Consider the following 20,646-nt stretch of genomic DNA (forward strand, 5'->3'; position numbering starts at 1 on the left):
ACTGACGGGGGCTTTTTCGTGTGCGGATGCGACCTATTCGGTCGGCGTCGGCTGGTGCCAGTCGCCGGTGCCCAGGTACTGCACCTTCTTGGCGATCGACACCGCGTGGTCGGCGAACCGCTCGTGGTAACGGCTGGCGAGGGTGGCGTCGACGGTGTCGGCGGCCTGGCCCTTCCATGTCTCGCCGAGCACGGCGTCGAACACGCTCAGGTGCAACGCGTCCACCTTGTCGTCCTCGTTGCGGATGTCCTCGGCCAGCTGCATGTCCTCGGTGGTGAGCAGCTCGGCGAGCATCTTCGCGATCTTCACGTCGAGAGCGCCCATCTCGGCGAACGTCGGGCGCAGGCTCTTGGGGATCACCTTGTCGGGGAACCGGTACCTGGCCAGCTGCGAGATGTGCGTTGACATGTCGCCCATCCGCTCGAGCGATGCACTGATGCGCAGTGCGCTCACGACGATCCGCAGGTCCCGGGCCACCGGCTGCTGCCGGGCCAGGATGGTGATGGCCAGCTCATCGAGCTCAACGGTGAGGGCGTCGATCTTGTCGTCGTCGGCGATGACCTCTTCGGCCAGCGCCACATCGGACTTGTTGAAAGCCTGGGTGGCCTTCTCGATGGAGATGGCCACGAGGCGTGCGATCTCGGCGAGGCGGTCCTGCACCTCGGCGAGCTCTTGCTGAAATACTTCTCGCATTGTGTCTGTGGTCCTTCCTGGTCGCGCCAAAGCGCGCGAACGCATGAGACCCGCCTGGCCCCCGAACAATATTGGCGAACGAGGGTTAACGGCAGGTGCCGTGCGACTGAACAATTACCAAAGTAGCGTGTGCCCACCCTTGCCGTCGCGATCGACTCGTGCCAGAGTCACTAATCTGGTGAAATGGAATCGACCTGGCTTGTGTTGCTGTCTCTGGCACTGGGCCTCACCGTCGGTGCCGGGTTCGTGACCTTGTTGTATGTCGCGGAACGGCACGGCAAGCGGGCCGCCGAGGTGGTCAACCCGGCGGTTCCGGACGGCATAGACCAGGTTCTCGACGCGTTGGAGAGCGCCGGGCTGGTGCTGGACCCGTCGAACAACGTGATCAAGTCCTCGCCGGGGGCGTTGAACATGGGGCTGGTGGTGAACCAGCAGCTGGCCCATCCGGAGCTGCTGGACCTGGCCCGCGGCGTGCGCCGCACCGGAGAGGCCGTGTCGGAGGAGCTGGTGCTCTCCAGGGGCCCGTTCGGCGACGCGAGCATGCACCTGCGGGTGCGGTTGGCCCGGCTGGGCTCCCGCTACGTGCTGCTGCTCGCGGAGGACCGCACCGAGGCGTTCAGGCTCGACGAGGTGCGCCGGGACTTCGTCGCCAACATCAGCCACGAACTGAAGACCCCGATCGCCGCCGTCGGGCTGCTCGCCGAGGCCCTCGGCCACGCCGCCGACGAGCCCGTGCAGGTGCGGCGTTTCGCCGACCGCCTCACCACCGAGGCCGGCCGGCTGGCCCGGCTCACCCAGGAGATCATCGAACTCTCCAGGCTGCAGGCCCAAGACGCCCTCCGGGAACCTGAACTGCTCGACATCGACGACATCGTGGCCGCCGGCATCGACCAGAACCGGGTCGTGGCGGATGCCGACCGCATCACCATCGCGTTGGGCAAGAAGTCCCGCGCCAAGGTCTACGGCGACGAGAGACTGCTCGTGATGGCCGTGCACAACCTGGTCGCCAATGCCGTGCACTACTCGGCGCCGGGCTCCAGGGTCGGCGTGGGGGCACGAGTGTCGGAAGGGGTGATCCAGGTCACCGTCACCGACCAGGGCGTCGGCATCCCGGAGAGCGACCTGGACCGGATCTTCGAGAGGTTCTTCCGCGTCGACCAGGCCCGGTCCCGCAACACCGGCGGCACCGGCCTCGGCCTGGCCATCGTCAAGCACGTCGTGCAGATCCATGGCGGCGACATCCGGGTCTGGTCACAGCCCGGCCATGGTTCGACCTTCACCATTCGCCTGCCAGAGGCGACCCACCCCGCACCAGCGGCGACAGGAGACACCCCATGACCCGAATCCTTCTTGTTGAAGACGAGCAGGCGCTGAGCGAGCCGCTGAGCTTCCTGCTGGAACGGGAGGGCTACGAGGTGACGGTGGCCGAGGACGGCCCGAGCGCCCTCGCCGAATTCGACAAGGCCGGTGCCGATCTGGTGCTGCTGGACCTCATGCTCCCCGGCCTCCCCGGCACCGAGGTGTGCCGGGAGATCCGCACCCGCTCCGCGGTGCCGATCATCATGCTGACCGCCAAGGACTCCGAGGTGGACATCGTGGTGGGGCTCGAGCTGGGCGCCGACGACTACGTCACCAAGCCGTACTCGACCCGGGAGCTGCTCGCGCGCATCCGGGCTGTGTCGCGCCGGCACACCGATCCGGCCGAAGAGGATGACGGCGTCCTCGCCGCCGGCACCGTGCGGATGGACATCGAACGGCACACGGTGTCGGTGTCCGGCGCCGTGGTGAACATGCCGCTGAAGGAATTCGAGCTGCTCGAGTTCCTGCTGCGCAACGCCGGCCGGGTGCTTACCCGCGGGCAGCTGATCGACCGCGTCTGGGGCACCGACTACTTCGGTGACACCAAGACCCTCGACGTGCACATCAAGCGCATCCGCTCGCGCATCGAGGCGACGCCGTCGGAGCCCACGATGCTCGTCACCGTGCGCGGGCTCGGCTACCGCTTCGAGGCCTGACCCGCCGGGCGGCCATCCGCCCCTGAAACATCAGAATGCCCCGTGACCCAAGGTCACGGGGCATTGTGATGCGGTTCGCGGAAGTTACGGGGCCGTGGTGGCTTCCGGGGTCGCCGCGGGCGCCGGGACCTCGGCGGCGGGCTCCGTCGGTGTCACCGTGGGAACCGGAGGTTCGGTGGGCACCAGGGTGGAGTACTCCGCCAGGGTGCCGTCGAGCACCGGCACGAGAAGCTCGAGGCCGGTCAGGTCGCCGTACTGGAAGTACACCGGGAACAGCGAACCCGCTGTTGCGTTGAGGTTCTGGACGGCGACACTCTCGCCACCGGGGATCCCGATCTCGGTGGTCGCGTTGGCGTCGATCGTCAGGGTCGTGTCGACCTTTTCGTCGACACCCTCGTACTGCACGAGCAGCTCGATGTCTTCGTCGGCGCTGTTCACCACGTGCACGACGAGGTTGGCGTTCTCACCGTCCTCGGTGATCAGCATCGCGTTGCGGATGGCCAAGTCGCCCAGGTCCCCGCTGACGCCGTCGCTGGCGTCGTACTGGATGGTCGTCGCCTGGGGGGCGAACAGATTGCATCCGCTGGTGCCCAACAGGATGCCGGCCGCCACTACGACGGTTGCCATGGTTCGCGCTCTCACAAGACCTCCACAAGAGTTCAGCGTTCAGCCCAAGTGGCGTGAACGCTGCAGATTTGGCTCGAGTTTACCTTACGGAATCGTGCCGGGCAGGGCGGACCCTGATGAGCCGCGAATATCCCCTCAAAAGGGTGCCGGGGAGGGGTGGTATCATAGACGTTGCTGAAGGGATATCAATACATGTTATTTGAAGTCGGCGAAACAGTCGTTTATCCCCACCACGGCGCTGCGACGATCACCGAGGTGAAAACTCGCATCATCAAGGGTGAAGAAAAACTGTATTTGAAACTCAACGTCACCCAGGGGGACCTCACCATCGAGGTGCCCGCCGAGAACGTCGATCTTGTCGGTGTGCGCGACGTGATCGGTCAGGACGGCCTCGACCGGGTCTTCGAGGTCCTGCGCGCTCCGTTCACCGAAGAACCCACCAACTGGTCACGCCGGTACAAGGCCAACCTGGAGAAACTTGCCAGCGGCGACGTCATCAAGGTGTCCGAGGTCGTGCGCGACCTGTGGCGCCGGGATCAGGACCGCGGCCTGTCAGCCGGGGAGAAGCGGATGCTCGCGAAGGCGCGGCAGATCCTCATCTCCGAACTGGCCCTGGCCGAGAAGACCGACGAGGACCAGGCATCAACCGTGCTCGATGAGGTGCTCGCCTCGTAGAAGATCCTGTTCCAACGACAGGCGGCACCCCGCGGTGCCGCCTTTCGCACGTTCAGCCCCAGCCTCACCCAGCCCTTTCCACCCTGCGTCACCGCGCCCCACCAGATAGCCTCCAGACATGACTGAATTCCCGGTATCCGCCGTCGCGGTCATCGTCGTCGCCGCCGGCAGCGGCAGCCGGCTCGGCAGAGACCAGCCCAAGGCGTTCGTGCCGCTGGGGGACCGCAGCATCCTCGAGCACGCCCTCGCCGGCGTGTTCGGCCTGAACGAACCGGCCCAGGTCATCGTGGTGGCGCCCGAGACGCACCTGGCCGAGACCAGGACCATCGCCGGCCGCGTCGCCGGCCCCGCCGCCTGGTACCTCGACGTCGTCGCCGGCGGCGACACCCGGCAGGCATCCGTGGCCCGCGGGCTCGCCGTGGTGCGGTCCGGTGCCACCGTGGTGCTCGTGCACGACGCCGCCAGAGCGCTGACCCCCGCAGCCCTGATCGACGCCGTGGTGGCCGCCGTCCGCAGCACCGGCCACGGAATTGTGCCCGGTCTTCCCGTGGTGGACACCATCAAGAGCGTCGACGCGGCTGCCACCATCCTGGGCACCGTCGACAGGTCACAGCTCTCCGCCGTGCAGACCCCGCAGGGCTTTCCCCGCGCCATGCTCGACGCCGCCTTCGCCTGGGCCGCGACCCTGCCGTCAGCGGATGCGCAGGATCTCACCGACGACGCGGCGCTGGTCGCCGCATCCGGCAACACCGTCAGCGTCATCCCCGGTGACCCGTTGGCATTCAAGGTCACGACCGCCTGGGACCTGCGCCGCGCCGAACTCCTGCTCCGCGACGACGTCGGCGCACCGGCATCCACCGACCCGCGGGTGGGTACGGGGCTGGACGTGCACGCCTTCGATGACACCAGCGACCTGTGGCTGGCCGGCCTGCACTGGCCGGGGGAGCGGGGCCTGTCCGGGCACAGCGACGGTGACGCCGCCGTGCACGCCATCTGCGACGCCATGCTCGCCGCCGCGGGGCTGGGCGACATCGGCCAGGTCTTCGGCACCGCAGACCCCCGCCTCACCGACGCACACGGCGAGGTGTTCCTCACCGAGACCCTGCGCCTGGTCACCGAGGCCGGCTACAGGGTCGGCAACGTGACGGTGCAGATCATCGGCAACCGCCCCAAGCTCGCCCCTCGCCGGATCGAAGCCCAGGAACTGCTCACCGGCATCCTGCACGCCCCGGTGTCGGTATCGGCGACCACCACCGACGCTCTGGGCTTCACCGGACGCGGCGAGGGCATCGCCGCCCTGGCCACCGCACTGCTTCACCCGATCAGCCCCACCCGAGCATCCGACCGACCCTCGCCTAAACTGAACCAGTGAGCATGCGACTATACGACTCGAAGGCCCAGACCCTTCGCGATTTCCTGCCGATCGTTCCGGGCAAGGTGGGAATCTACGTCTGCGGACCCACCGTGCAGTCGTCGCCGCACATCGGTCACCTGCGCAGCGCCCTGGTCTATGACCAGCTGCGCCGCTGGCTCAGCTACCGCGGCAACGATGTCACCTTCATCCGCAACGTCACCGACATCGACGACAAGATCCTCCTGAACGCTGCGGGCACCACCGAGCAGTGGTGGGCGCTCGCCTACCGCTTCGAGCTCGAGTTCACCGCCGGTTACCAGAAGCTGGGCATCCTGGCGCCCACCTACGAACCCCGCGCCACCGCGAGTGTGCAGGAGATGCAGGACATCATCGGCCGCCTCATCGACAACGGGCACGCCTACCCGGCCGCCGACGACTCCGGCGACGTGTACTTCGACACCCGCAGCTGGCCCGCGTACGGCGAGCTGACCCGGCAGAACCCCGACAACATGGAAGCGGCCACCGACGCCGACCCGCGCGGCAAGCGCGACGCGCGCGACTTCGCCCTCTGGAAGGGTCACAAGGCCGACGAACCTGCCTCGGCGGGCTGGGTCTCCCCGTGGGGAACCGGCCGGCCCGGCTGGCACATCGAATGCTCCGCCATGGCCGCTCGTTACCTCGGCCCGCAGTTCGACATCCACGGTGGCGGCCTCGACCTGCGCTTCCCGCACCACGAGAACGAGCTGGCCCAGTCCAATGCGGCCGGTGACGGTTTCGCGAACTTCTGGGTGCACAACGGCCTGGTCAACACCAACGGCCAGAAGATGTCCAAGTCGCTGGGCAACTCGGTCTACGCGGCCGAGCTGCTCGACCAGGCCCGCGCCATCGTGGTGCGCTACTACCTCGGCGCCGCGCACTATAGGTCCACCCTCGACTTCCACGAGGGGTCGCTGGCCGAGGCCGAGGCCGCCCTCGAACGCATTGAGAGCTTCCTCGACCGCGCCGACCGGCGCCTGGCCGACACCCGCTTCGCCGGCTCCGGCGTCGAGATCGTGCCGGATGACTTCGCCACGGCCATGGACGACGACCTCGCAGTTCCGCAGGCGCTCGGCGTGCTGCACGACACCGTGCGCGCCGGCAACGCGGCCCTCGACGCCGAGGACCTGCACGCGGCCGCGGCCGCGCGCGGTCAGGTTCTCGCGATGAGCGAAGTCCTCGGCATCAACCCCCTGTCGCCCGGCTGGGCCGTCGCGACAGATGAACCCGCCATGGTGGCCCTCACCGCCCTCGTCGAGCGCCTGCTCGACGACCGGGAGACCGCCAGGCAGAGCCGCGATTACGCGGCTGCAGACCGTATCCGGGACGAGCTCGTCGCCGCCGGCATTACCATCGAAGACACCCCGTCGGGTGCACATTGGAGTTTTGACTGATGAAGAACACAGATCGCAAGTCGCGCACCGGCGCGGTGCGCAAGGGCAGCAGGGGACCGCAGGTCGGTTCCGGCGGCCAGGGCCGTCAGGCTCTCGAGGGCAAGAAGCCCACCCCCAAGGCCGAAGACCGTCCGTACCACCCCGCCGGTAAGGCCAAGGCCGCCAAGGACCGCTTCGCCGCGGCCGGCGGCGGCCGCAGCCGCGCCCCGGGCGGCTCCGGTGCCCCGCGCACCGGCCGCAACACCGGAACCGGCAACACCGGCGGCGGCGGTTCGTCTACCCGCAAGGCAAAGTCGGATGCCGAGTTCGAGGTCGTCACCGGCCGCAACTCGGTGCTCGAGGCGCTGCGCGCCAAGATCCCCGCGTCGGCGCTGTACGTGGCCACCCGCATCGAAATGGATGACCGGGTCAAGGAAGTCCTCAAGCTCGCCACGACCCGCAACATCCCGGTGCTCGAGGTCATGCGCCCCGAAATCGACCGGCTCTCCGGTAAGGACGCCGTGCACCAAGGCCTCGCGCTCAAGGTGCCCGCGTACGAGTACGCGCACCCGATCGAGCTGCTCGACCTCACCATCAGCCGCGGCCACAAGCCGCTGTTCGTGGCGCTGGACGGCATCACCGACCCGCGCAACCTGGGTGCGATCATCCGCTCCACCGCGGCGTTCGGCGGCCACGGCGTCATCGTGCCGCAGCGGCGTTCCGTCGGCGTGACCGCGTCGGCCTGGAAGACCTCGGCCGGTGCGGCCGCCCGTCTGCCCGTGGCCATGGCTCCCAACCTCACCCAGACGCTCAAGGCGCTCAAGGAGCGCGGCATGCTCGTGATCGGCCTCGACGGCGGCGGCGACACCGAGCTGCCCGAGCTGGGCCTCGGCTATGCCGAGCGTCCCATCGTCGTGGTCGTCGGCAGCGAGGGCAAGGGCCTGTCCCGCCTCGTCACCGAGACCTGCGACGCCATCGTGTCGATCCCGATCAACGCGAACACCGAGTCGCTGAACGCCGGAATCGCCGCCGGTGTCACCCTGTACGAGATCTCCAAGCTGCGCGCCGAGGCCCTCGCGGCCAAGGTCGCCAAGGCTGCCGCGGCGGCGGAGGCCTAACCCGCCAGGTTGTTCGTCTGAGAACGGCGTGGATCGTCCCTTCGGGGTCGGTCTGCGCCGTTTCTTGTTGGTGGTGGAGGTGCTGTGGCCCGGTTCAGGGCGTGCTGATTATGGATGCGGGTGCTTCGGTGGGTGCCGCGCGTCCCGTCCCGGAGACCCTGCGGGCGCCACTTCGTGGGCCCAGATGCGTGAGTTGCCGCAAAGTGTCCCTAGGGAGCATCCGAAGGGGTCTTTGGGCGCAAGTCGGCGCAGCCAAGTGTCGCCAGAACGCGCAAAATGCCCCTTCGGACCTGCCGAAGGGGCATTCTGGCGCAACTCATGGGGCTGTGTTAGACGTTCAGGCGCCAATCGTCGGCGTCGGCGCCGACCTCGTCAGACTCGAGGTCGTCGTCGTCGCCTTCCTGCACCTCGATCGGCGTGGTGGGCGGGTCGATGACGGTGGCTTCGTCGCGGCGGTGACGCAGCACATCCTGAACGTACGAGGTGACGGCCTCGGCCAGCGGAATGTCCCGGTTCGCGTTCTGCGCCATGTACCAGCGGTGGTCCAGCAGCTGGTGGAACACCTCGGCGGGCTCGAGCTTGCCCTTGAGCTCACGCGGGATGGCGCGCACGACGGGCTCGAAGACCCGCACCAGCCACTCGTGCGCCATCATCTCCTCGTCGGCATCGGGGTTGCCGTAGGCGACCCCGTAGGAGTCGAGGTCGTTGAGCAGGCGGCGGGCCTGGTTCTCCTCGGCGTCGAGGCCGGTTAGGCGCAGCAGCCGGCGCTGGTGGTGGCCGGCGTCGACGACCTTGGGCTGGATGCGCACTGTCGTGCCGTTCTCGTCGGTCTTGATCGCGAGTTCCTCGATGTCGAAACCGAGGTGGTTGAGGCGTTCCACGCGCTCGGTGATGCGCCAGCGCTCGCTGCTGGCGAAGGACTCGGATCCGGTGAGTTCCTTCCACAGCAGCCGGTAGGCCGCGACGATGCCGTTGCTCACGTTCACAGGGTCGAGCTCGTCGGCCACGCGGCCGCCGGCCTCGAGGTCCATCAGTTCGCCGGCGATGTTCACCCGAGCGATTTCGAGGTCGTTCTCGCGCTGCCCGTTCGACAGGCCGCCGGGGTAGAGCTGCCCGGTCTCGGCGTCGACGAGGTAGGCCGCGAACGCCCCGGCGTCCCGGCGGAAGAGGGTGTTGGACAGCGACACGTCACCCCAGAACAGGCCAACCATGTGCACGCGCACCAGCAGCAGGGCGAGGGCATCGACGAGGCGGGTGGCCGTATCCGGGCGCAGGGCCTGGGAGTACAGCGCCCGGTAGGGCAGCGAGAATTTGAGGTGCCGGGTCACCAGCACCGAGTTGAGCGGGTCACCGTCTTCGTCGGTGCGGTTGGTGATCACCGCGAGCGGTTCGACGCAGGGAATTTCCAGGCTCTGCAGGGTGCGGAGCATCTCGTACTCGCGCTTGGCCATCTCACTGGTGGTCTCCTTGATGGCCACGACACGGCCACTGAGGTGGGCGAAGCGCACCAGGTGCCGGGAGAGGCCCTTGGGCAGCGAGGCGATGTTCTCGTTCGGCCAGGCATCCAGCGGAACGTTCCAGGGGAGATCGAGCAGGGCCGGATCGGCCGTGGCGGAGGTGATGTTGAGAGAACCGCTCATGAGGAGCCTAACTATCGAAAAGGCCCGTCAGGGCCGCAAGCCGCCCCGGCCGGAATCGGCACGAAGACGAGGAAAAGGCGCCGGGGAACCCGGGCGCCGATATGACAAACTCGACCGCCGAAACTGCCGGCGGTCGAGTTTGTCGATCAGTGCTTAGTCGGTGACGGCGCCGCCGAGACGGAGACCGGACTCTGCGTTGAACACGTGCAGGTGGTTCGGCGTCGTGGTCAGGTAGACGGTGTCGCCGGCCGACGGGTGCGAACGGCCATCGACGCGGGCGACGATGTCGGTGCGCTTGCCCTCGACGGTGGAGTGGCCGTACAGGTAACCGTCGGCGCCGAGCTCCTCGACCAGGTCGACGTCAACGGCGAGGCCTTCGCCCATCGTGGTCGACAGCTGGATGTCCTCGGGGCGCACTCCGATGGTGACCTTGGGGCCGTTGGCTCCGGACAGCGTCTCGCGGGATACGGGGACCGTCGCGGTGCCGAACTTGATGCCGCCGTCGACGGCGTCGGCCAGGAACAGGTTCATGGCCGGGCTGCCGATGAAGCCGGCAACGAAGACGTTGTTCGGCTTGGCGTACAGGTCGCGCGGGGTGCCGACCTGCTGCAGGACGCCATCCTTGAGGACAGCGATGCGGTCACCCATGGTGAGCGCCTCGGTCTGGTCGTGGGTGACGTAGACGGTGGTGACGCCCAGGCGACGCTGCAGCGACGCGATCTGGGTGCGGGTCTGCACGCGCAGCTTGGCGTCGAGGTTCGACAGCGGCTCGTCCATGAGGAACACCTGAGGCTGACGCACGATGGCGCGACCCATGGCAACACGCTGACGCTGGCCACCGGAGAGGGCCTTCGGCTTGCGGCTGAGGTAAGGCTCGAGGTCGAGCAGCTTGGCGGCTTCGAGAACGCGGGTGGCGCGCTCGTCCTTGTTGACGCCGGCGATCTTGAGCGCGAAGCCCATGTTCTCTGCGACGGTCATGTGCGGGTACAGGGCGTAGTTCTGGAAGACCATGGCGATGTCACGGTCCTTCGGGGGAACGTCGGTGACGTTGCGCTCGCCGATGAAGATGTCGCCGTCGTTGACCTCTTCGAGGCCGGCGAGCATGCGCAGCGAGGTGGACTTTCCACAGCCGGACGGGCCGACCAGGACGAGGAACTCACCATCGGCGACCGACAGGTCGAGGTGATCGACCGCGGGGCGGGTGGAACCCGGGTACAGACGGGTGGCCTTGTCAAAGGTTACTGAAGCCATTATTTCGTTATTCTCCTTCACCGGCAGGTACGTGCCGGACGATCCGTTGTGATGGGATTTATGTCCGGCCGACGTAGCGCCAGCGCAAGACCTCTCTAGTATGGCATGCCCGGGATGGGTGACCGCTGAATTGACAGCTCACCGCGCGCCGGAGGTACCCGGTGAGCCCGCAGTGAGCCCGCTGTGAGCTGCCGGTTGGTTATTTCCCAGACTGGGGTCCTACTATTTGGAGTGCTACCGCGCACAACCGCGAGCGCACCCCCTCAACTCGGAGCGATCATCCATGACAACTGGCGGCCCAGGCGACCCCCGTCCCTCGAAGAATCAGCGACGCGACGCAGCGCGCACGAAGGCAGCACAGATTCGAGTCGAGCAGAAGAAGCGGGATCGCCGCAACCGGGTGTTCCTGCAGGGCGGTATCGCCCTGGCCGCCATCGCCGTCGTGACGGCCATCGTCCTGATCATCGTCAACTCCGTTCAGCCCGCCGGACCGGGCCCGCGCAACATGGCCAGTGACGGTCTCCTGGTCGGCGAGGGCCTGACCGCGGTGACCACCCCCGCGCTGCAGCCGGATGCCGAGCCGGTGCCGTCCACCCCGGACGCCACCGGGACCATCGCCGACATCCGCGTCTACGTCGACTACCTCTGCCCGTTCTGCGGCACCTTCGAGACCACCAACGCCGAGCAGATCTCTCAGTGGGTAGACTCCGGCGCCGCCACCGTCGAGATCCACCCGATCTCGATCCTGACCAGCAAGTCCGCCGGAACCCAGTACTCACTGCGTGCCGCGAACGCGGCCGCGTGCGTGGCGGATTCCGCGCCGGACGACTTCCTGGCGTTCAACTCGGCGCTCTTTGCGGCCCAGCCCGTCGAAGGCACCGCCGGTCTCAGTGACGACGAGATCAAGGCGATCGTGAAGAGCTCGGGTGTGTCGGAGAACATCACCGCAATCAACGAGTGCATCGACGAGACCACCTTCAAGTCCTGGGTTCTCGCCTCCACGGATCGGGCTCTGAGCGGACCGATCCCGAACTCGTCCTCCCTCGAAGCGATCACCGGAACCCCGACGGTGCTGGTGAACGGCAAGCAGTACGTCGGCGCCCTCGACGATGCCAAGGAGTTCGCGGCCTTCGTGCTGCAGGCCGCCAGCGAGGCGTACTCCACCGCGACGCCGACGCCCACTCCGACGCCGGCCGGGTAACCGGTCGTTTCCCGGGCCGGATGCCGCGCCGATGCACGATTGCGTCGGCATCCGGTCGCCGGGTGATTTAGGATGAATGCTCGAGGCAGTTCGATCGCCTCATGCCGGCCTGGCGCAATTGGTAGCGCACCACTCTTGTAAAGTGGGGGTTACGGGTTCAAGTCCCGTGGCCGGCCCCATCTTTTCGGCACTTCTCGACGGCACTGCCCGGGCTACGATGTCCGCGTGCCGGCCAGCCTCAGTGCCGGCGGAATCGAGGATTCCCATGTTCACCCTGCACATCGAACACTCCGTCGGGGACTACGACGCGTGGAAGCAGATGTTCGACTCTGATCCGCTCGGCCGCAAGACGGCCGGCGTCAGCAGCTTCCGGGTCATGCGCCCGGTCGACGACCGTTCGGCGGTCCGGATCGATCTTGACTTCGGCTCCCGCACCGATGCCGAGAAGATGAAGGTCGCGCTCGAGGAACTCTGGAAGGGTCCGGGGGCTGCTCTGATGCGCAATCCGCGCGCCCTGCTCACCGAGACCGTGGAGGACGTCGCCCTGTGACCGGATTCCGTCCGGACAGCGAGACCGTCGCCGACCCGACCCTGATCTCGGCAGCCGACGAGACGCACCTCGCCCGGGCCATCGACGTGGCTCGTCTGGCGCGCGCGAACGGGAATCACCCGTTCGGCGCCATCCTGGTGGCCCGTGACGGCACGATCATCGAGGGCCAGAACAGCGTGGTCACCGCGGGCGACCCGACCGGCCATGCCGAGACCAACCTCGTTCGCCTGGCCAGTGCCCGGCTCTCCAGGGACGACCTGCACGCGAGCACGCTCTATACGAGCACCGAACCGTGCGTGATGTGTTCCGGCGCCATCTACTGGGCTGGAATCGGCCGGGTCGCCTACGCGCTGCCCGAGCAGATGCTCGGCGAGATGGTGCCGGAACAAGGCGGCGAAGCGACGCTCGACCTGCCCTGCCGGGAGGTGTTCGCCCGCGGCGGCAACACCGTGATCGTCGCCGGCCCCGCCCTGATCGACGCAGCGGCCTCCGTGCACGCGGGATTCTGGGACGCCGCACCCTGATTGCGGGCAGGCCGGGTCAGACCGTCGACGGGCTGGCGGAGGGGAGCGCGCCGCTCAGCCGCCGGCCCGGCGGCTCGGGTAACCGGCCGGTGATCACGTGCGCGACGACCACCGCCACGATCACCAGCGGCATCACGGCATACGCGTCGCTGCTGAGCAACACCGTGGCCAGCAGCACACTGGTCAGCGGCAGGCGCAGCATCGACACGCACATGGCGCCGATGCCCACCCCCACCGCCGGCACCAGCGCCATGCCGGGCAGGTGCGAGGCCGCGATCCCCAAAGCGGCACCGACGAACATGGCCGGGAACACCGGACCGCCGCGGAACGCGCTCAGCGACAGGCCGTAGGCGAGCGCTTTGCACAGGATCAGCAGCCCGACGGCGCCGAGCGGCCAGGAGGCCCCGTCATTGATCAGCGACGGCAAGGTCGACTGGCCGGAGAAGAGCACTTCGCCGGTGTCCTCCCCGGTCACCTGCGCGAACAGCACGGCCAGGCCCGCGATCGCCAGGCCGAGCACCGGGGTCACCAGGAGCCGATGGGCGTGCACGCACGGGCGCACGATGCGGGCCAGGGCCCGGATGCCCCACGCCAACAGCGGGCAGGCGACCCCGATCCCCAGCGCCCAGAGGAACATGGCCGCGGTGGGGGTGGAAAACGACGGCAGGTCGGGGAGTGCGAGGGAGAACGTGCCCAGGCCGGTCCAGGAGTCCAGGCCCACGAAGACCAGGGAGCCGATGCCGGAGGCGAGCAGACCGGGCAGCAGGCCCACCCCCAGCATCGCGCCGGCCAGCCCGGATGCCTCCATCAAGAGGAAGGCGCCGAGCAGCGGCGAGCCGAGGAGGGTGCTCACCGCCGCGAAACTGCCCGCGGAGGCGACCACCGCCACGGCCGACGGCGGTGAGTCTTTCTTGATCAGCCGAATCGCCAGGGCGCCCAAACCGCCACCGAGCGCGATCAGCGGCGCCTCCGGACCGAGTACGGCGCCGAGAGCCAGGGTGGCCAGAGCAGCAAGCACCACTCCGGGCAGCTCCCGGGGTTGCGGGAAGCCGCCGGCCTTGAACCCTTCAGACGGCGGATGCCCGCTGGTGCCCGGCAGTCGCTGGATGCACAGACCCACCAACAGTCCTGACAGGGCCAACAGTGGAAACGGCCACCAGAGCGGAACGTCGGCGAAGCCCAGGACACCGGGCAGTTCGGTGAACAGGTACTCCTGTAGCCAGTCGACCAGCGCGAGGAAGCCGTAGGCGGCGATCGACACCGGCACCCCGATGAGCCCGGCCAGCAACAGGATGCGCAGGTAGCCGCGGGAGCGGATCACCGCCAGTGGGTCGGGCGATGGTTTCGCCGGCGCCGACGGGTCGGGGTGCGCGTCCATGTCGGGGTCCTCCTCGATAGGGTGCGGGCGTGCCGGCGTCCCAGTCCACGCTGGCCCGGACGAATCGACAACGCAAGGCCCCACGGACCCGGCCGGGGCGGGTTTGACCGGTCGCAGCATCCGGCCGCAAATGGGGGCTGGTCGGTCGAGCGCCCCGTTCACTAGGCTGACCGGCATGTATGCGCTGTTCTCCGCTGTGCTCCTGGTTCTCATCGTCGCCGCCCTCGCAGACATCATCACCCGGCAGGACGGCCAGGTGAAACACCTGCCCAAGGTCCTCTGGGTGCTGTTGGTGATCTTTCTCCCGGTGATCGGCAGCCTGCTCTGGTTCGCGATCGGCCGGGAGTATCCCGCCCCGGCCGCGCGGTCGAGCAGAAGCGCGCCGCGCAGCGGGCCCGCATCGGCCGGGGCATCCGCTGTGCTGCCCGCACGCCGGGTGTCGAGCACCGAGGAGGAACTGGCCGCTCTCGACCGCGAGATCGACTTCCACGCCGAACAGGCCCGCATCCGTCGTCTTGAGGCCGAGCTGGCCGAACGACGCCGGCTGGCGGAGGGGCGTGAGTCGTCGGTCTGACGCCGACCCGGCAACGGGCTACGCTTGGGTTTGTGGTTACAGACAACAAAACACCCCAGGATTCTGCTCGCTCCGAATTCGACAAGATGGTGGCGGGGGACTGGTACCGGTATCGCTCCGGTCCCGAACTCGCCGAGATGACGACGAGCACTCAACGCACCTGCCGGCAGATCACCGCGCTCTACGACGACGACCAGCCCGCGGCGCATGCGCTGTTCACTGAGCTGCTCGGCAGCGTGGGAGCGGGCGCGGACTTCCGGCCGCCGCTGTACCTGGACTACGGGTCCCGGCTGCACGTGGGCGCCAACACCTTCATCAATGCGGACTTCCTCGCTTTGGGCGGTGGCGAGATCACCATCGGCGCCAACGTGCTGGTCGGACCCAGCGCCCGCCTGTACACCCCGACTCACGCCGTGGACGTTGCGGAACGCCGCGCCGGCTTCGAGCGTGTCTCGCCGATCACCATCGAAGACGACGTCTGGCTGGGCGGCAACGTCGTGGTCTGCCCAGGCGTGACCATCGGCGCGGGCAGCATCATCGGCGCCGGCTCCGTCGTCACCAAGGACGTGCCGGCCGGGGTCATCGCCGCCGGCAACCCGGCCCGCGTGGTGCGCGAGATCGGGCCGGGCGACCGGGTCGGCCTGGGTGTGGCCTGACTTACGGCGCCGACCGGGAGCGTATGCGGGACCGCAGTACCCGTCGCGTCAGAGCCGCCCGAGGATATCCTGGCGCTTGGTTGCGTATTCGGCGTCGGACAACAGTCCCCTGGCATGCAACTGCTCCAGCTGCGCCAACCGGTCAGCGTGATCGCCCACCTGCCGACGGCGCGCCACGCGAATGGCCAAGAATACGATCGCGAGGGCGACCAGGACCATCGTGCTGAGCGCGCCCAGGATGATGAGCGCGTGCCAACCAGTCAGATTGCTGAGCATCAGTTCCCCCAATGCCGGACTTCCCGGCCGGTCGGGGGAAGTCTATCCGTGCCGGCCGGCCCCGGCCTGCTCACCTCGCAGGATCCCGCAGTGGGCGAGCGTACGCTGGAGCGATGACCCTCACGCCCCAGCACGCCCTGTCCACCGGATTCACCGCCCAGTCCACCGCGACCGAGGTACTCGCGGGTGTCGACCTGAGCGGTAAGACGGCGATCGTCACCGGCGGCTACTCCGGCCTCGGCATCGAAACCGTCGCCGCTCTCGCCGCGGCCGGCGCCCAGGTGATCGTGCCGGCCCGGCGTCCGGAGGTGGCCCGGGCCGCCCTGGCTGCGCGCGGCCTGAACGCCGTGGAGGTCGAGGCCCTCGACCTGGCCGATCTGGTCAGCGTGCGCGCCTTCGCCGAACGATTCGTGGCCACCGGACGCAGCCTCGACATCCTGATCAACAACGCCGCCATCATGGCGTCCGCCGAGGCCAGGGTCGGAGACGGCTGGGAATCCCAGTTCGCCACCAACCACCTCGGCCACTACGTGCTCACCAACCTGCTCTGGCCCGCGCTTACGGCCGAGGGCGGCGCTCGGGTCGTTGCCCTCTCCTCGACGGGCCACAAGCTCAGCGGCATCCGCTTCGACGACCCCGACTTCAGCGCCGGCTACGACAAGTGGCAGGCGTACGGACAGGCGAAGACCGCCAACAGCCTCTTCGCGGTGCACCTGGATGCTCTCGGCGCCACCCGTGGCGTGCGCGCCTTCGCGGTGCACCCCGGCGGCATCATGACCGAGTTGCAGCGTCACCTGCCCCGGGAGGAGATGGTCGCCGCGGGTTGGATGACCGAGAATGGCACCGTCAATCCGCTGTTCAAATCACCGGAGCAGGGTGCCGCCACCTCCACCTGGGCGGCCACGTCGCCGATGCTCGACGGGATGGGCGGCGTTTACTGCGAAGACTGTGACATCGCCGAACCCACCGAGCCCGACAGCTCCACGGCCCGGATCAGCGGGGTCGAGTACCACGCTATCGATCCGGATGCGGCGGCCCGGCTCTGGGCGTTCTCGGCCGAGCTCACCGGAGTGAATGCCTTCGCCTGAACCCTGCACCGTACGGGGAACCGTTGCGGCTCCGGAACCCGAATCGTAGGTTGGAGACATGGCTCAGGACGGTTCTGGCAGTGCGGGTGCGGATGAGGCGGTCTGGCTGGCTCAGGGGATCCCTGCTCCAGCGCGGCGCGCGCTCGTGGCCGCCGGCATCCTGACCGTTGACGACCTGCGTGCGACGGACCTTGACGTCCTCGCCCGACTGCACGGGATGGGCCCGAAGGCGCTGGCGCGGCTGCGTCCGCTGCGCGAAGGCTGAGGTGCCCGGTGACCACGCAACTGGTCCCGCTGCGGACAAGTGCACCCGGTATGCCGGGTGCACTTGTCCGCACGGGTAACAGTCGCGGCCGCGGAGGCCGGCGCCGGACTAGTCGACGGGGGTGAAGTTGAGCGAGATCGAGTTCATGCAGTACCGGTCTCCGGTGGGGGTGCCGAAACCATCGTCGAACACGTGGCCCAGGTGCGAACCGCACGCTGCGCAGCGCACCTCGGTGCGCACCACGCCGAGCGACCGGTCTTCGATGAGCTCCACGGCCTCTGGCCGCACGGACTCGTAGAAGCTCGGCCAGCCGCAGCCGGAGTCGAACTTCGTGCCGCTCTTGAACAGCTCGGCATTGCAGGCGCCGCAGGTGTAGACGCCCGAACGACCCTCGTCGAGGAGCTCACCGGTCCAGGCGCGTTCGGTGGCCGCCCCGCGCAACACGGCGTACTGCTCGGCGGTGAGCTCCGCCTTCCATTCGGCGTCAGACTTGGTGACCTCGTAGTCCATGGTGCGTCCTTTCGATCCAGTCTCGGCAGAGAACTGCCTCCAGCGTAAACTCGGCCGGGGTCCCCGGCATTCCCGCATGCGGCGCACCCGGTGATTCCTCAGCCGATTCCCACCCTCGACGCTAGCGGGTCCGTGTTGCGCGACAGGCGGGACCGGTCAGCGAAAACCCAGTCCGTGCCAAATAAGATGACGCGTATGGCGACCAGCGGGCACGACGAGAGCACGCGGGGCGCCGAGGGCTCCGTCGGGCTCAGCCCTCGTGACGAAAACCTGCTCGCGTTCGAGCGGCGACTGTGGTCACACCCCGGTGCCAAGGAACAGGCCATTCGCTCCGAATTCGGTCTGTCGGCCGCCCGGTACTATCAATTGTTGGGTGCCCTGCTCGACTCCCCGCTTGCCCTCGCCCACGATCCCATGCTGGTCAACCGACTGCAACGGATGCGTGACGCACGGTCGCAGGCGCGGTCGGCCCGAGCCATCCGCCCCATCGAGTAGGGAACCTCCTACCGTGTGTTCAGCCAAACGAGGATCGAACCAAACAGACGATGCCCACTTCGTACCCGAAAGACCGCTTCGATGACCTCCCGCACAAGCTCGACCGCGTGGGGGCGCACCGCGCACCAGCCAAGAAGGGGCGTCGCTGGGTAGCCGTCTGGTGGGCCCTCGCCGCGACCGCCCTCCTCATCGGGGTCGGCGCGATCGGTCTGACGGTCCTGAACAACCGGCTGAATATCACCATTCCCGGCATCGAGGCCGAGACCACGACCGCGGAGCCCACGCCGGAGCCGGTGCCCACCGCCGAGCCGACCACTGACCCCAGTGCGAGTGTCACGGTGCTCAACGGGACTCCGACGAGCGGGGTGGCCCGGTCGGTTGGCGACCTGCTCACGACCGGCGGCTGGACCGTCGGCAGCACCAGCGACGCAGACACCGAGGACGTCGTCACGACGACCGTCTACTACGCGGACGCGGCCCTGGAGGGCGCTGCACGCGGTGTGGCGGCTCTGCTGCCCGGTTCCGAGGTCCTGCTGGCGGATGACTTCGCGGGCTCGGATGCCACCCTCACCGTCGTCGTGGGCAGCGACTACGCGATGCCCGCCGGCTGACCCGGCCCGACGACTCCCCGTCATACTGGGGTTGCCCTTCCCAGTCAACCCCCTATTGAGTTTCACTCCCGTCACTAGTGTCTGCAGTGGTCGCTCATTTTCTCGGCTGAGCGCTCTCTACCCGAGAGTGCTCGTTTCGAGACGGTGGACGCAGCTTCTGCGCCAGGCCCGGTAGCACCAACGGGTGAGTGCCGAAACACAACACTGCAACAGGGGAGTTTCACATGGCGAACGGAACCGTCAAATGGTTCAACGCTGAAAAGGGTTTCGGCTTCATCACCGTCGATGGAGGTGGGCAGGACGTCTTCGTTCACTACTCCGCCATAGACATGCACGGCTACAAGGTTCTCGAGGAAGGCCAGCACGTCATCTTCGAACTCGGTACCGGAGCCAAGGGTCCGCAGGCCGAGTCGGTTCGCCCGGCCTAACCGCCCGGCGTCGAACGCAGCCAGCCTCAACCAGCTGAGAACACCACGCACGTGCTCGACCATTGATCATTGGATGATCGGTCGACCACCGAGTGTCAGTCACGCCACCACCGTGACCCCGGGCAGACATACCGGGCGGGCTAGGGTGTGTGGCGTGACTGCGTTTCGGATGTTCCCTGCTGCTCCCCGTCGAATCCGATCCGGACGGCGGACGCCTGGCGGCGCGGCCCTGATCGGCGCGGGCCTGTGCTTGGGGCTGGGCCTGGGACTGAGCTTGGGGCTGGTCGGCTGCTCTGCGCCGGTGCCCGAAGCGACGGCGTCGGCGGACCCGACACCGCAACCGGGCATCATGCCGCTGCGCGGCACACCGGTGGACCCGTCCCGTGCCGAGCATCCGTCCCTGGCCGTGAAGATCGACAACCACCCGGCCGCGAGGCCGCAGCTCGGTCTCGAGCGCGCCGACCTGGTCTTTGAAGAGCTGGTCGAGGGCGGCATCACCCGCTACGTCGCCCTCTGGCACTCCGACGTGCCGGATGCTGTCGGCCCGGTACGTTCCATCCGTCCGATGGACCCGGAGATCCTGAGCTCGTTCGGCGGCATCGTGGCGTATTCCGGCGGCCAGCCGCAGTTCGTGGCCGCGATGAGGGCCTCTCCGCTGCTGAACGTGGTCTTCGACGACGACGCCGGAGGCCTGTTCGTCCGGTCCGACGACCGGGATTCACCGCACGATGTGGTGCTCGCCGCGGACGAGACCGTCACCCTGCACTCCGACCTCGCGCCGCCGCCCGGCCAGTTCGACTACGCCGACAGCGCCGCGGAGGCCACAGCGTCCCTCGCCGGCGATCGGACCACCACCATCGTCACCCGGTTCTCCGAATCCGGCGGGAGGGCCTGGGCCTGGGACCCGGCGGCCACCGGGTACCTGCGCAGCCAGGACGGCGCTGCCGACCTGGACAGTACCGGTGCCCAGCTCAACGCCACCAACGTCGTGGTGCTGCGGGTGGAGGTCGATCGCGGCAGCGACGTGCCCCGCACCATCTTGACCGGGTCGGGCACGGCGTGGGTGTCGACCGGCGGTTCGACGATGCCCGCCACCTGGTTCAAGGATGCCGCGGCCGCGCCGATCCGGCTGGCCGACGCTGTCGGGGCCACGATCGAGCTCGCACCGGGCAACACCTGGATCGAACTGGTACCCACCGACGACGGCAGCGTGGAACTGGTGCCGTAGGTCGACCGGAACCCGGCACCGGCCCCCGCCGTTCACTTGCACTCTCGACCCCAGAGTGCCAGAATCGGTTTAGCACTCTG

24 protein-coding genes and 1 tRNA gene are annotated in these 20,646 nt (G+C 68.1%); 18 read left to right on the forward strand and 7 right to left on the reverse strand.

Translation table 11 applies throughout. The features are described from left to right. Positions 1 to 33: 33 nt before the first annotated feature. Positions 34 to 693: a phosphate signaling complex protein PhoU gene (gene phoU / locus E3T19_RS03265; RefSeq protein ID WP_088457058.1), complete on the reverse strand. Its 660-nt coding sequence runs from the start codon at positions 691 to 693 to the stop codon at positions 34 to 36. Between the two features lie 183 nt (positions 694 to 876). On the opposite strand from phoU, the gene E3T19_RS03270 reads away from it, so the two are divergent. Together E3T19_RS03270 and E3T19_RS03275 are read left to right on the forward strand one after the other, a co-directional pair. Continuing rightward, on the forward strand, positions 877 to 2,031 hold the full coding sequence (locus tag E3T19_RS03270; RefSeq protein WP_134408118.1) for a cell wall metabolism sensor histidine kinase WalK: 1,155 nt from the start codon (positions 877 to 879) through the stop codon (positions 2,029 to 2,031). After that, on the forward strand, positions 2,028 to 2,708 hold the full coding sequence (locus E3T19_RS03275; RefSeq protein WP_088457056.1) for a response regulator transcription factor: 681 nt from the start codon (positions 2,028 to 2,030) through the stop codon (positions 2,706 to 2,708). Before E3T19_RS03270 ends, E3T19_RS03275 begins: the two co-directional genes overlap by 4 nt. An 84-nt stretch (positions 2,709 to 2,792) precedes the next feature. Here the strand turns inward: E3T19_RS03275 and E3T19_RS03280 are convergent, their stop codons facing one another. Continuing rightward, on the reverse strand, positions 2,793 to 3,335 hold the full coding sequence (locus tag E3T19_RS03280) for a hypothetical protein (RefSeq protein ID WP_088457055.1): 543 nt from the start codon (positions 3,333 to 3,335) through the stop codon (positions 2,793 to 2,795). 192 nt (positions 3,336 to 3,527) lie between these two features. On the opposite strand from E3T19_RS03280, the gene E3T19_RS03285 reads away from it, so the two are divergent. From E3T19_RS03285 to rlmB, 4 genes are all read left to right on the forward strand, one after another. Then, positions 3,528 to 4,010 carry a CarD family transcriptional regulator gene (locus E3T19_RS03285; RefSeq protein WP_088457054.1) on the forward strand — a complete coding sequence of 161 codons (483 nt, stop codon included), beginning with the start codon at positions 3,528 to 3,530 and terminating at the stop codon, positions 4,008 to 4,010. Between the two features lie 118 nt (positions 4,011 to 4,128). Continuing rightward, positions 4,129 to 5,382 (forward strand): 2-C-methyl-D-erythritol 4-phosphate cytidylyltransferase, encoded by a 1,254-nt coding sequence (ispD, locus tag E3T19_RS03290; protein WP_088457053.1) that lies wholly within the window; start codon positions 4,129 to 4,131, stop codon positions 5,380 to 5,382. Beyond that, entirely contained in the window at positions 5,379 to 6,794 is a 1,416-nt protein-coding gene (cysS, locus tag E3T19_RS03295; RefSeq protein ID WP_088457052.1) for a cysteine--tRNA ligase, read from the forward strand. Before ispD ends, cysS begins: the two co-directional genes overlap by 4 nt. Beyond that, a complete protein-coding gene (gene rlmB / locus E3T19_RS03300; protein WP_088457051.1) occupies positions 6,794 to 7,891 on the forward strand; it encodes a 23S rRNA (guanosine(2251)-2'-O)-methyltransferase RlmB in 1,098 nt (365 codons plus the stop codon). The genes cysS and rlmB overlap by 1 nt, the downstream gene beginning before the upstream one ends. A gap of 329 nt (positions 7,892 to 8,220) precedes the next feature. On the opposite strand, the gene E3T19_RS03305 is transcribed toward rlmB, so the two are convergent. Both E3T19_RS03305 and E3T19_RS03310 read right to left on the reverse strand, forming a co-directional pair. Continuing rightward, positions 8,221 to 9,531: a DUF4032 domain-containing protein gene (locus E3T19_RS03305; RefSeq protein ID WP_103459227.1), complete on the reverse strand. Its 1,311-nt coding sequence runs from the start codon at positions 9,529 to 9,531 to the stop codon at positions 8,221 to 8,223. 153 nt (positions 9,532 to 9,684) lie between these two features. Further along, on the reverse strand, positions 9,685 to 10,782 hold the full coding sequence (locus tag E3T19_RS03310; protein WP_088457049.1) for an ABC transporter ATP-binding protein: 1,098 nt from the start codon (positions 10,780 to 10,782) through the stop codon (positions 9,685 to 9,687). A gap of 283 nt (positions 10,783 to 11,065) precedes the next feature. Here E3T19_RS03310 and E3T19_RS03315 point away from each other — a divergent pair, with 283 nt between their 5' ends. The 4 genes from E3T19_RS03315 to E3T19_RS03330 all read left to right on the forward strand — a co-directional run bounded on the left by E3T19_RS03315 (position 11,066) and on the right by E3T19_RS03330 (position 13,057). After that, complete coding sequence (locus E3T19_RS03315; protein WP_088457048.1) at positions 11,066 to 11,983, forward strand: thioredoxin domain-containing protein; 918 nt, start codon at positions 11,066 to 11,068, stop codon at positions 11,981 to 11,983. Positions 11,984 to 12,086: 103 nt separating this feature from the next. Further along, positions 12,087 to 12,162 (forward strand) — tRNA-Thr (locus tag E3T19_RS03320). An 86-nt stretch (positions 12,163 to 12,248) separates the two neighbouring features. Next, on the forward strand, positions 12,249 to 12,533 hold the full coding sequence (locus E3T19_RS03325) for a hypothetical protein (protein WP_103459229.1): 285 nt from the start codon (positions 12,249 to 12,251) through the stop codon (positions 12,531 to 12,533). After that, a complete protein-coding gene (locus E3T19_RS03330; RefSeq protein WP_240632254.1) occupies positions 12,530 to 13,057 on the forward strand; it encodes a nucleoside deaminase in 528 nt (175 codons plus the stop codon). Before E3T19_RS03325 ends, E3T19_RS03330 begins: the two co-directional genes overlap by 4 nt. A gap of 16 nt (positions 13,058 to 13,073) precedes the next feature. Here E3T19_RS03330 and E3T19_RS03335 read toward each other — a convergent pair whose 3' ends face one another. Beyond that, positions 13,074 to 14,435, reverse strand: coding sequence for a chloride channel protein (locus E3T19_RS03335; protein ID WP_134408119.1), 1,362 nt, complete (start codon positions 14,433 to 14,435; stop codon positions 13,074 to 13,076). Positions 14,436 to 14,610: 175 nt separating this feature from the next. Here E3T19_RS03335 and E3T19_RS03340 point away from each other — a divergent pair, with 175 nt between their 5' ends. Together E3T19_RS03340 and E3T19_RS03345 are read left to right on the forward strand one after the other, a co-directional pair. Beyond that, positions 14,611 to 15,009 (forward strand): PLD nuclease N-terminal domain-containing protein, encoded by a 399-nt coding sequence (locus E3T19_RS03340; RefSeq protein ID WP_134408120.1) that lies wholly within the window; start codon positions 14,611 to 14,613, stop codon positions 15,007 to 15,009. Positions 15,010 to 15,041: 32 nt separating this feature from the next. Next, a complete protein-coding gene (locus tag E3T19_RS03345) occupies positions 15,042 to 15,665 on the forward strand; it encodes a sugar O-acetyltransferase (protein ID WP_240632253.1) in 624 nt (207 codons plus the stop codon). 48 nt (positions 15,666 to 15,713) lie between these two features. Here E3T19_RS03345 and E3T19_RS03350 read toward each other — a convergent pair whose 3' ends face one another. Next, on the reverse strand, positions 15,714 to 15,941 hold the full coding sequence (locus E3T19_RS03350; RefSeq protein WP_134408121.1) for an SHOCT domain-containing protein: 228 nt from the start codon (positions 15,939 to 15,941) through the stop codon (positions 15,714 to 15,716). A 113-nt stretch (positions 15,942 to 16,054) separates the two neighbouring features. Between E3T19_RS03350 and E3T19_RS03355 the strand changes: the two genes are divergently transcribed. Continuing rightward, entirely contained in the window at positions 16,055 to 17,029 is a 975-nt protein-coding gene (locus E3T19_RS03355) for an SDR family NAD(P)-dependent oxidoreductase (RefSeq protein WP_134408122.1), read from the forward strand. A gap of 58 nt (positions 17,030 to 17,087) precedes the next feature. Next, positions 17,088 to 17,294 carry a helix-hairpin-helix domain-containing protein gene (locus tag E3T19_RS03360; RefSeq protein WP_088457041.1) on the forward strand — a complete coding sequence of 69 codons (207 nt, stop codon included), beginning with the start codon at positions 17,088 to 17,090 and terminating at the stop codon, positions 17,292 to 17,294. Positions 17,295 to 17,402: 108 nt separating this feature from the next. Here the strand turns inward: E3T19_RS03360 and msrB are convergent, their stop codons facing one another. Continuing rightward, complete coding sequence (msrB, locus tag E3T19_RS03365; RefSeq protein ID WP_088457040.1) at positions 17,403 to 17,804, reverse strand: peptide-methionine (R)-S-oxide reductase MsrB; 402 nt, start codon at positions 17,802 to 17,804, stop codon at positions 17,403 to 17,405. A 195-nt stretch (positions 17,805 to 17,999) separates the two neighbouring features. Between msrB and E3T19_RS03370 the strand changes: the two genes are divergently transcribed. The 4 genes from E3T19_RS03370 to E3T19_RS03385 all read left to right on the forward strand — a co-directional run bounded on the left by E3T19_RS03370 (position 18,000) and on the right by E3T19_RS03385 (position 20,566). After that, positions 18,000 to 18,299, forward strand: coding sequence for a DUF3263 domain-containing protein (locus E3T19_RS03370; RefSeq protein ID WP_198415021.1), 300 nt, complete (start codon positions 18,000 to 18,002; stop codon positions 18,297 to 18,299). A gap of 50 nt (positions 18,300 to 18,349) precedes the next feature. Next, on the forward strand, positions 18,350 to 18,910 hold the full coding sequence (locus tag E3T19_RS03375; protein WP_134408123.1) for a LytR C-terminal domain-containing protein: 561 nt from the start codon (positions 18,350 to 18,352) through the stop codon (positions 18,908 to 18,910). A gap of 224 nt (positions 18,911 to 19,134) precedes the next feature. Further along, positions 19,135 to 19,338, forward strand: a complete 204-nt coding sequence (locus tag E3T19_RS03380) for a cold-shock protein (protein ID WP_088457037.1) — start codon at positions 19,135 to 19,137, stop codon at positions 19,336 to 19,338. Between the two features lie 154 nt (positions 19,339 to 19,492). Further along, entirely contained in the window at positions 19,493 to 20,566 is a 1,074-nt protein-coding gene (locus tag E3T19_RS03385; RefSeq protein ID WP_166788781.1) for a DUF3048 domain-containing protein, read from the forward strand. Positions 20,567 to 20,646 lie beyond the last annotated feature (80 nt).

The organism is Cryobacterium sp. TMT4-31 (genome assembly GCF_004403385.1).
Lineage (GTDB): Bacteria > Actinomycetota > Actinomycetes > Actinomycetales > Microbacteriaceae > Cryobacterium > Cryobacterium zongtaii.

What these genes read in the sequence shown, in the direction of transcription:
- phoU (WP_088457058.1), bottom strand. Translation starts at nt 693, where the DNA reads ATGCGAGAAGTATTTCAGCAAGAGCTCGCCGAGGTGCAGGACCGCCTC.
- E3T19_RS03270 (WP_134408118.1), top strand. Translation starts at nt 877, where the DNA reads ATGGAATCGACCTGGCTTGTGTTGCTGTCTCTGGCACTGGGCCTCACC.
- E3T19_RS03275 (WP_088457056.1), top strand. Translation starts at nt 2,028, where the DNA reads ATGACCCGAATCCTTCTTGTTGAAGACGAGCAGGCGCTGAGCGAGCCG.
- E3T19_RS03280 (WP_088457055.1), bottom strand. Translation starts at nt 3,335, where the DNA reads ATGGCAACCGTCGTAGTGGCGGCCGGCATCCTGTTGGGCACCAGCGGA.
- E3T19_RS03285 (WP_088457054.1), top strand. Translation starts at nt 3,528, where the DNA reads ATGTTATTTGAAGTCGGCGAAACAGTCGTTTATCCCCACCACGGCGCT.
- ispD (WP_088457053.1), top strand. Translation starts at nt 4,129, where the DNA reads ATGACTGAATTCCCGGTATCCGCCGTCGCGGTCATCGTCGTCGCCGCC.
- rlmB (WP_088457051.1), top strand. Translation starts at nt 6,794, where the DNA reads ATGAAGAACACAGATCGCAAGTCGCGCACCGGCGCGGTGCGCAAGGGC.
- E3T19_RS03305 (WP_103459227.1), bottom strand. Translation starts at nt 9,531, where the DNA reads ATGAGCGGTTCTCTCAACATCACCTCCGCCACGGCCGATCCGGCCCTG.
- E3T19_RS03310 (WP_088457049.1), bottom strand. Translation starts at nt 10,782, where the DNA reads ATGGCTTCAGTAACCTTTGACAAGGCCACCCGTCTGTACCCGGGTTCC.
- E3T19_RS03315 (WP_088457048.1), top strand. Translation starts at nt 11,066, where the DNA reads ATGACAACTGGCGGCCCAGGCGACCCCCGTCCCTCGAAGAATCAGCGA.
- E3T19_RS03325 (WP_103459229.1), top strand. Translation starts at nt 12,249, where the DNA reads ATGTTCACCCTGCACATCGAACACTCCGTCGGGGACTACGACGCGTGG.
- E3T19_RS03335 (WP_134408119.1), bottom strand. Translation starts at nt 14,435, where the DNA reads ATGGACGCGCACCCCGACCCGTCGGCGCCGGCGAAACCATCGCCCGAC.
- E3T19_RS03340 (WP_134408120.1), top strand. Translation starts at nt 14,611, where the DNA reads ATGTATGCGCTGTTCTCCGCTGTGCTCCTGGTTCTCATCGTCGCCGCC.
- E3T19_RS03350 (WP_134408121.1), bottom strand. Translation starts at nt 15,941, where the DNA reads ATGCTCAGCAATCTGACTGGTTGGCACGCGCTCATCATCCTGGGCGCG.
- E3T19_RS03355 (WP_134408122.1), top strand. Translation starts at nt 16,055, where the DNA reads ATGACCCTCACGCCCCAGCACGCCCTGTCCACCGGATTCACCGCCCAG.
- E3T19_RS03360 (WP_088457041.1), top strand. Translation starts at nt 17,088, where the DNA reads ATGGCTCAGGACGGTTCTGGCAGTGCGGGTGCGGATGAGGCGGTCTGG.
- msrB (WP_088457040.1), bottom strand. Translation starts at nt 17,804, where the DNA reads ATGGACTACGAGGTCACCAAGTCTGACGCCGAATGGAAGGCGGAGCTC.
- E3T19_RS03370 (WP_198415021.1), top strand. Translation starts at nt 18,000, where the DNA reads ATGGCGACCAGCGGGCACGACGAGAGCACGCGGGGCGCCGAGGGCTCC.
- E3T19_RS03375 (WP_134408123.1), top strand. Translation starts at nt 18,350, where the DNA reads ATGCCCACTTCGTACCCGAAAGACCGCTTCGATGACCTCCCGCACAAG.
- E3T19_RS03380 (WP_088457037.1), top strand. Translation starts at nt 19,135, where the DNA reads ATGGCGAACGGAACCGTCAAATGGTTCAACGCTGAAAAGGGTTTCGGC.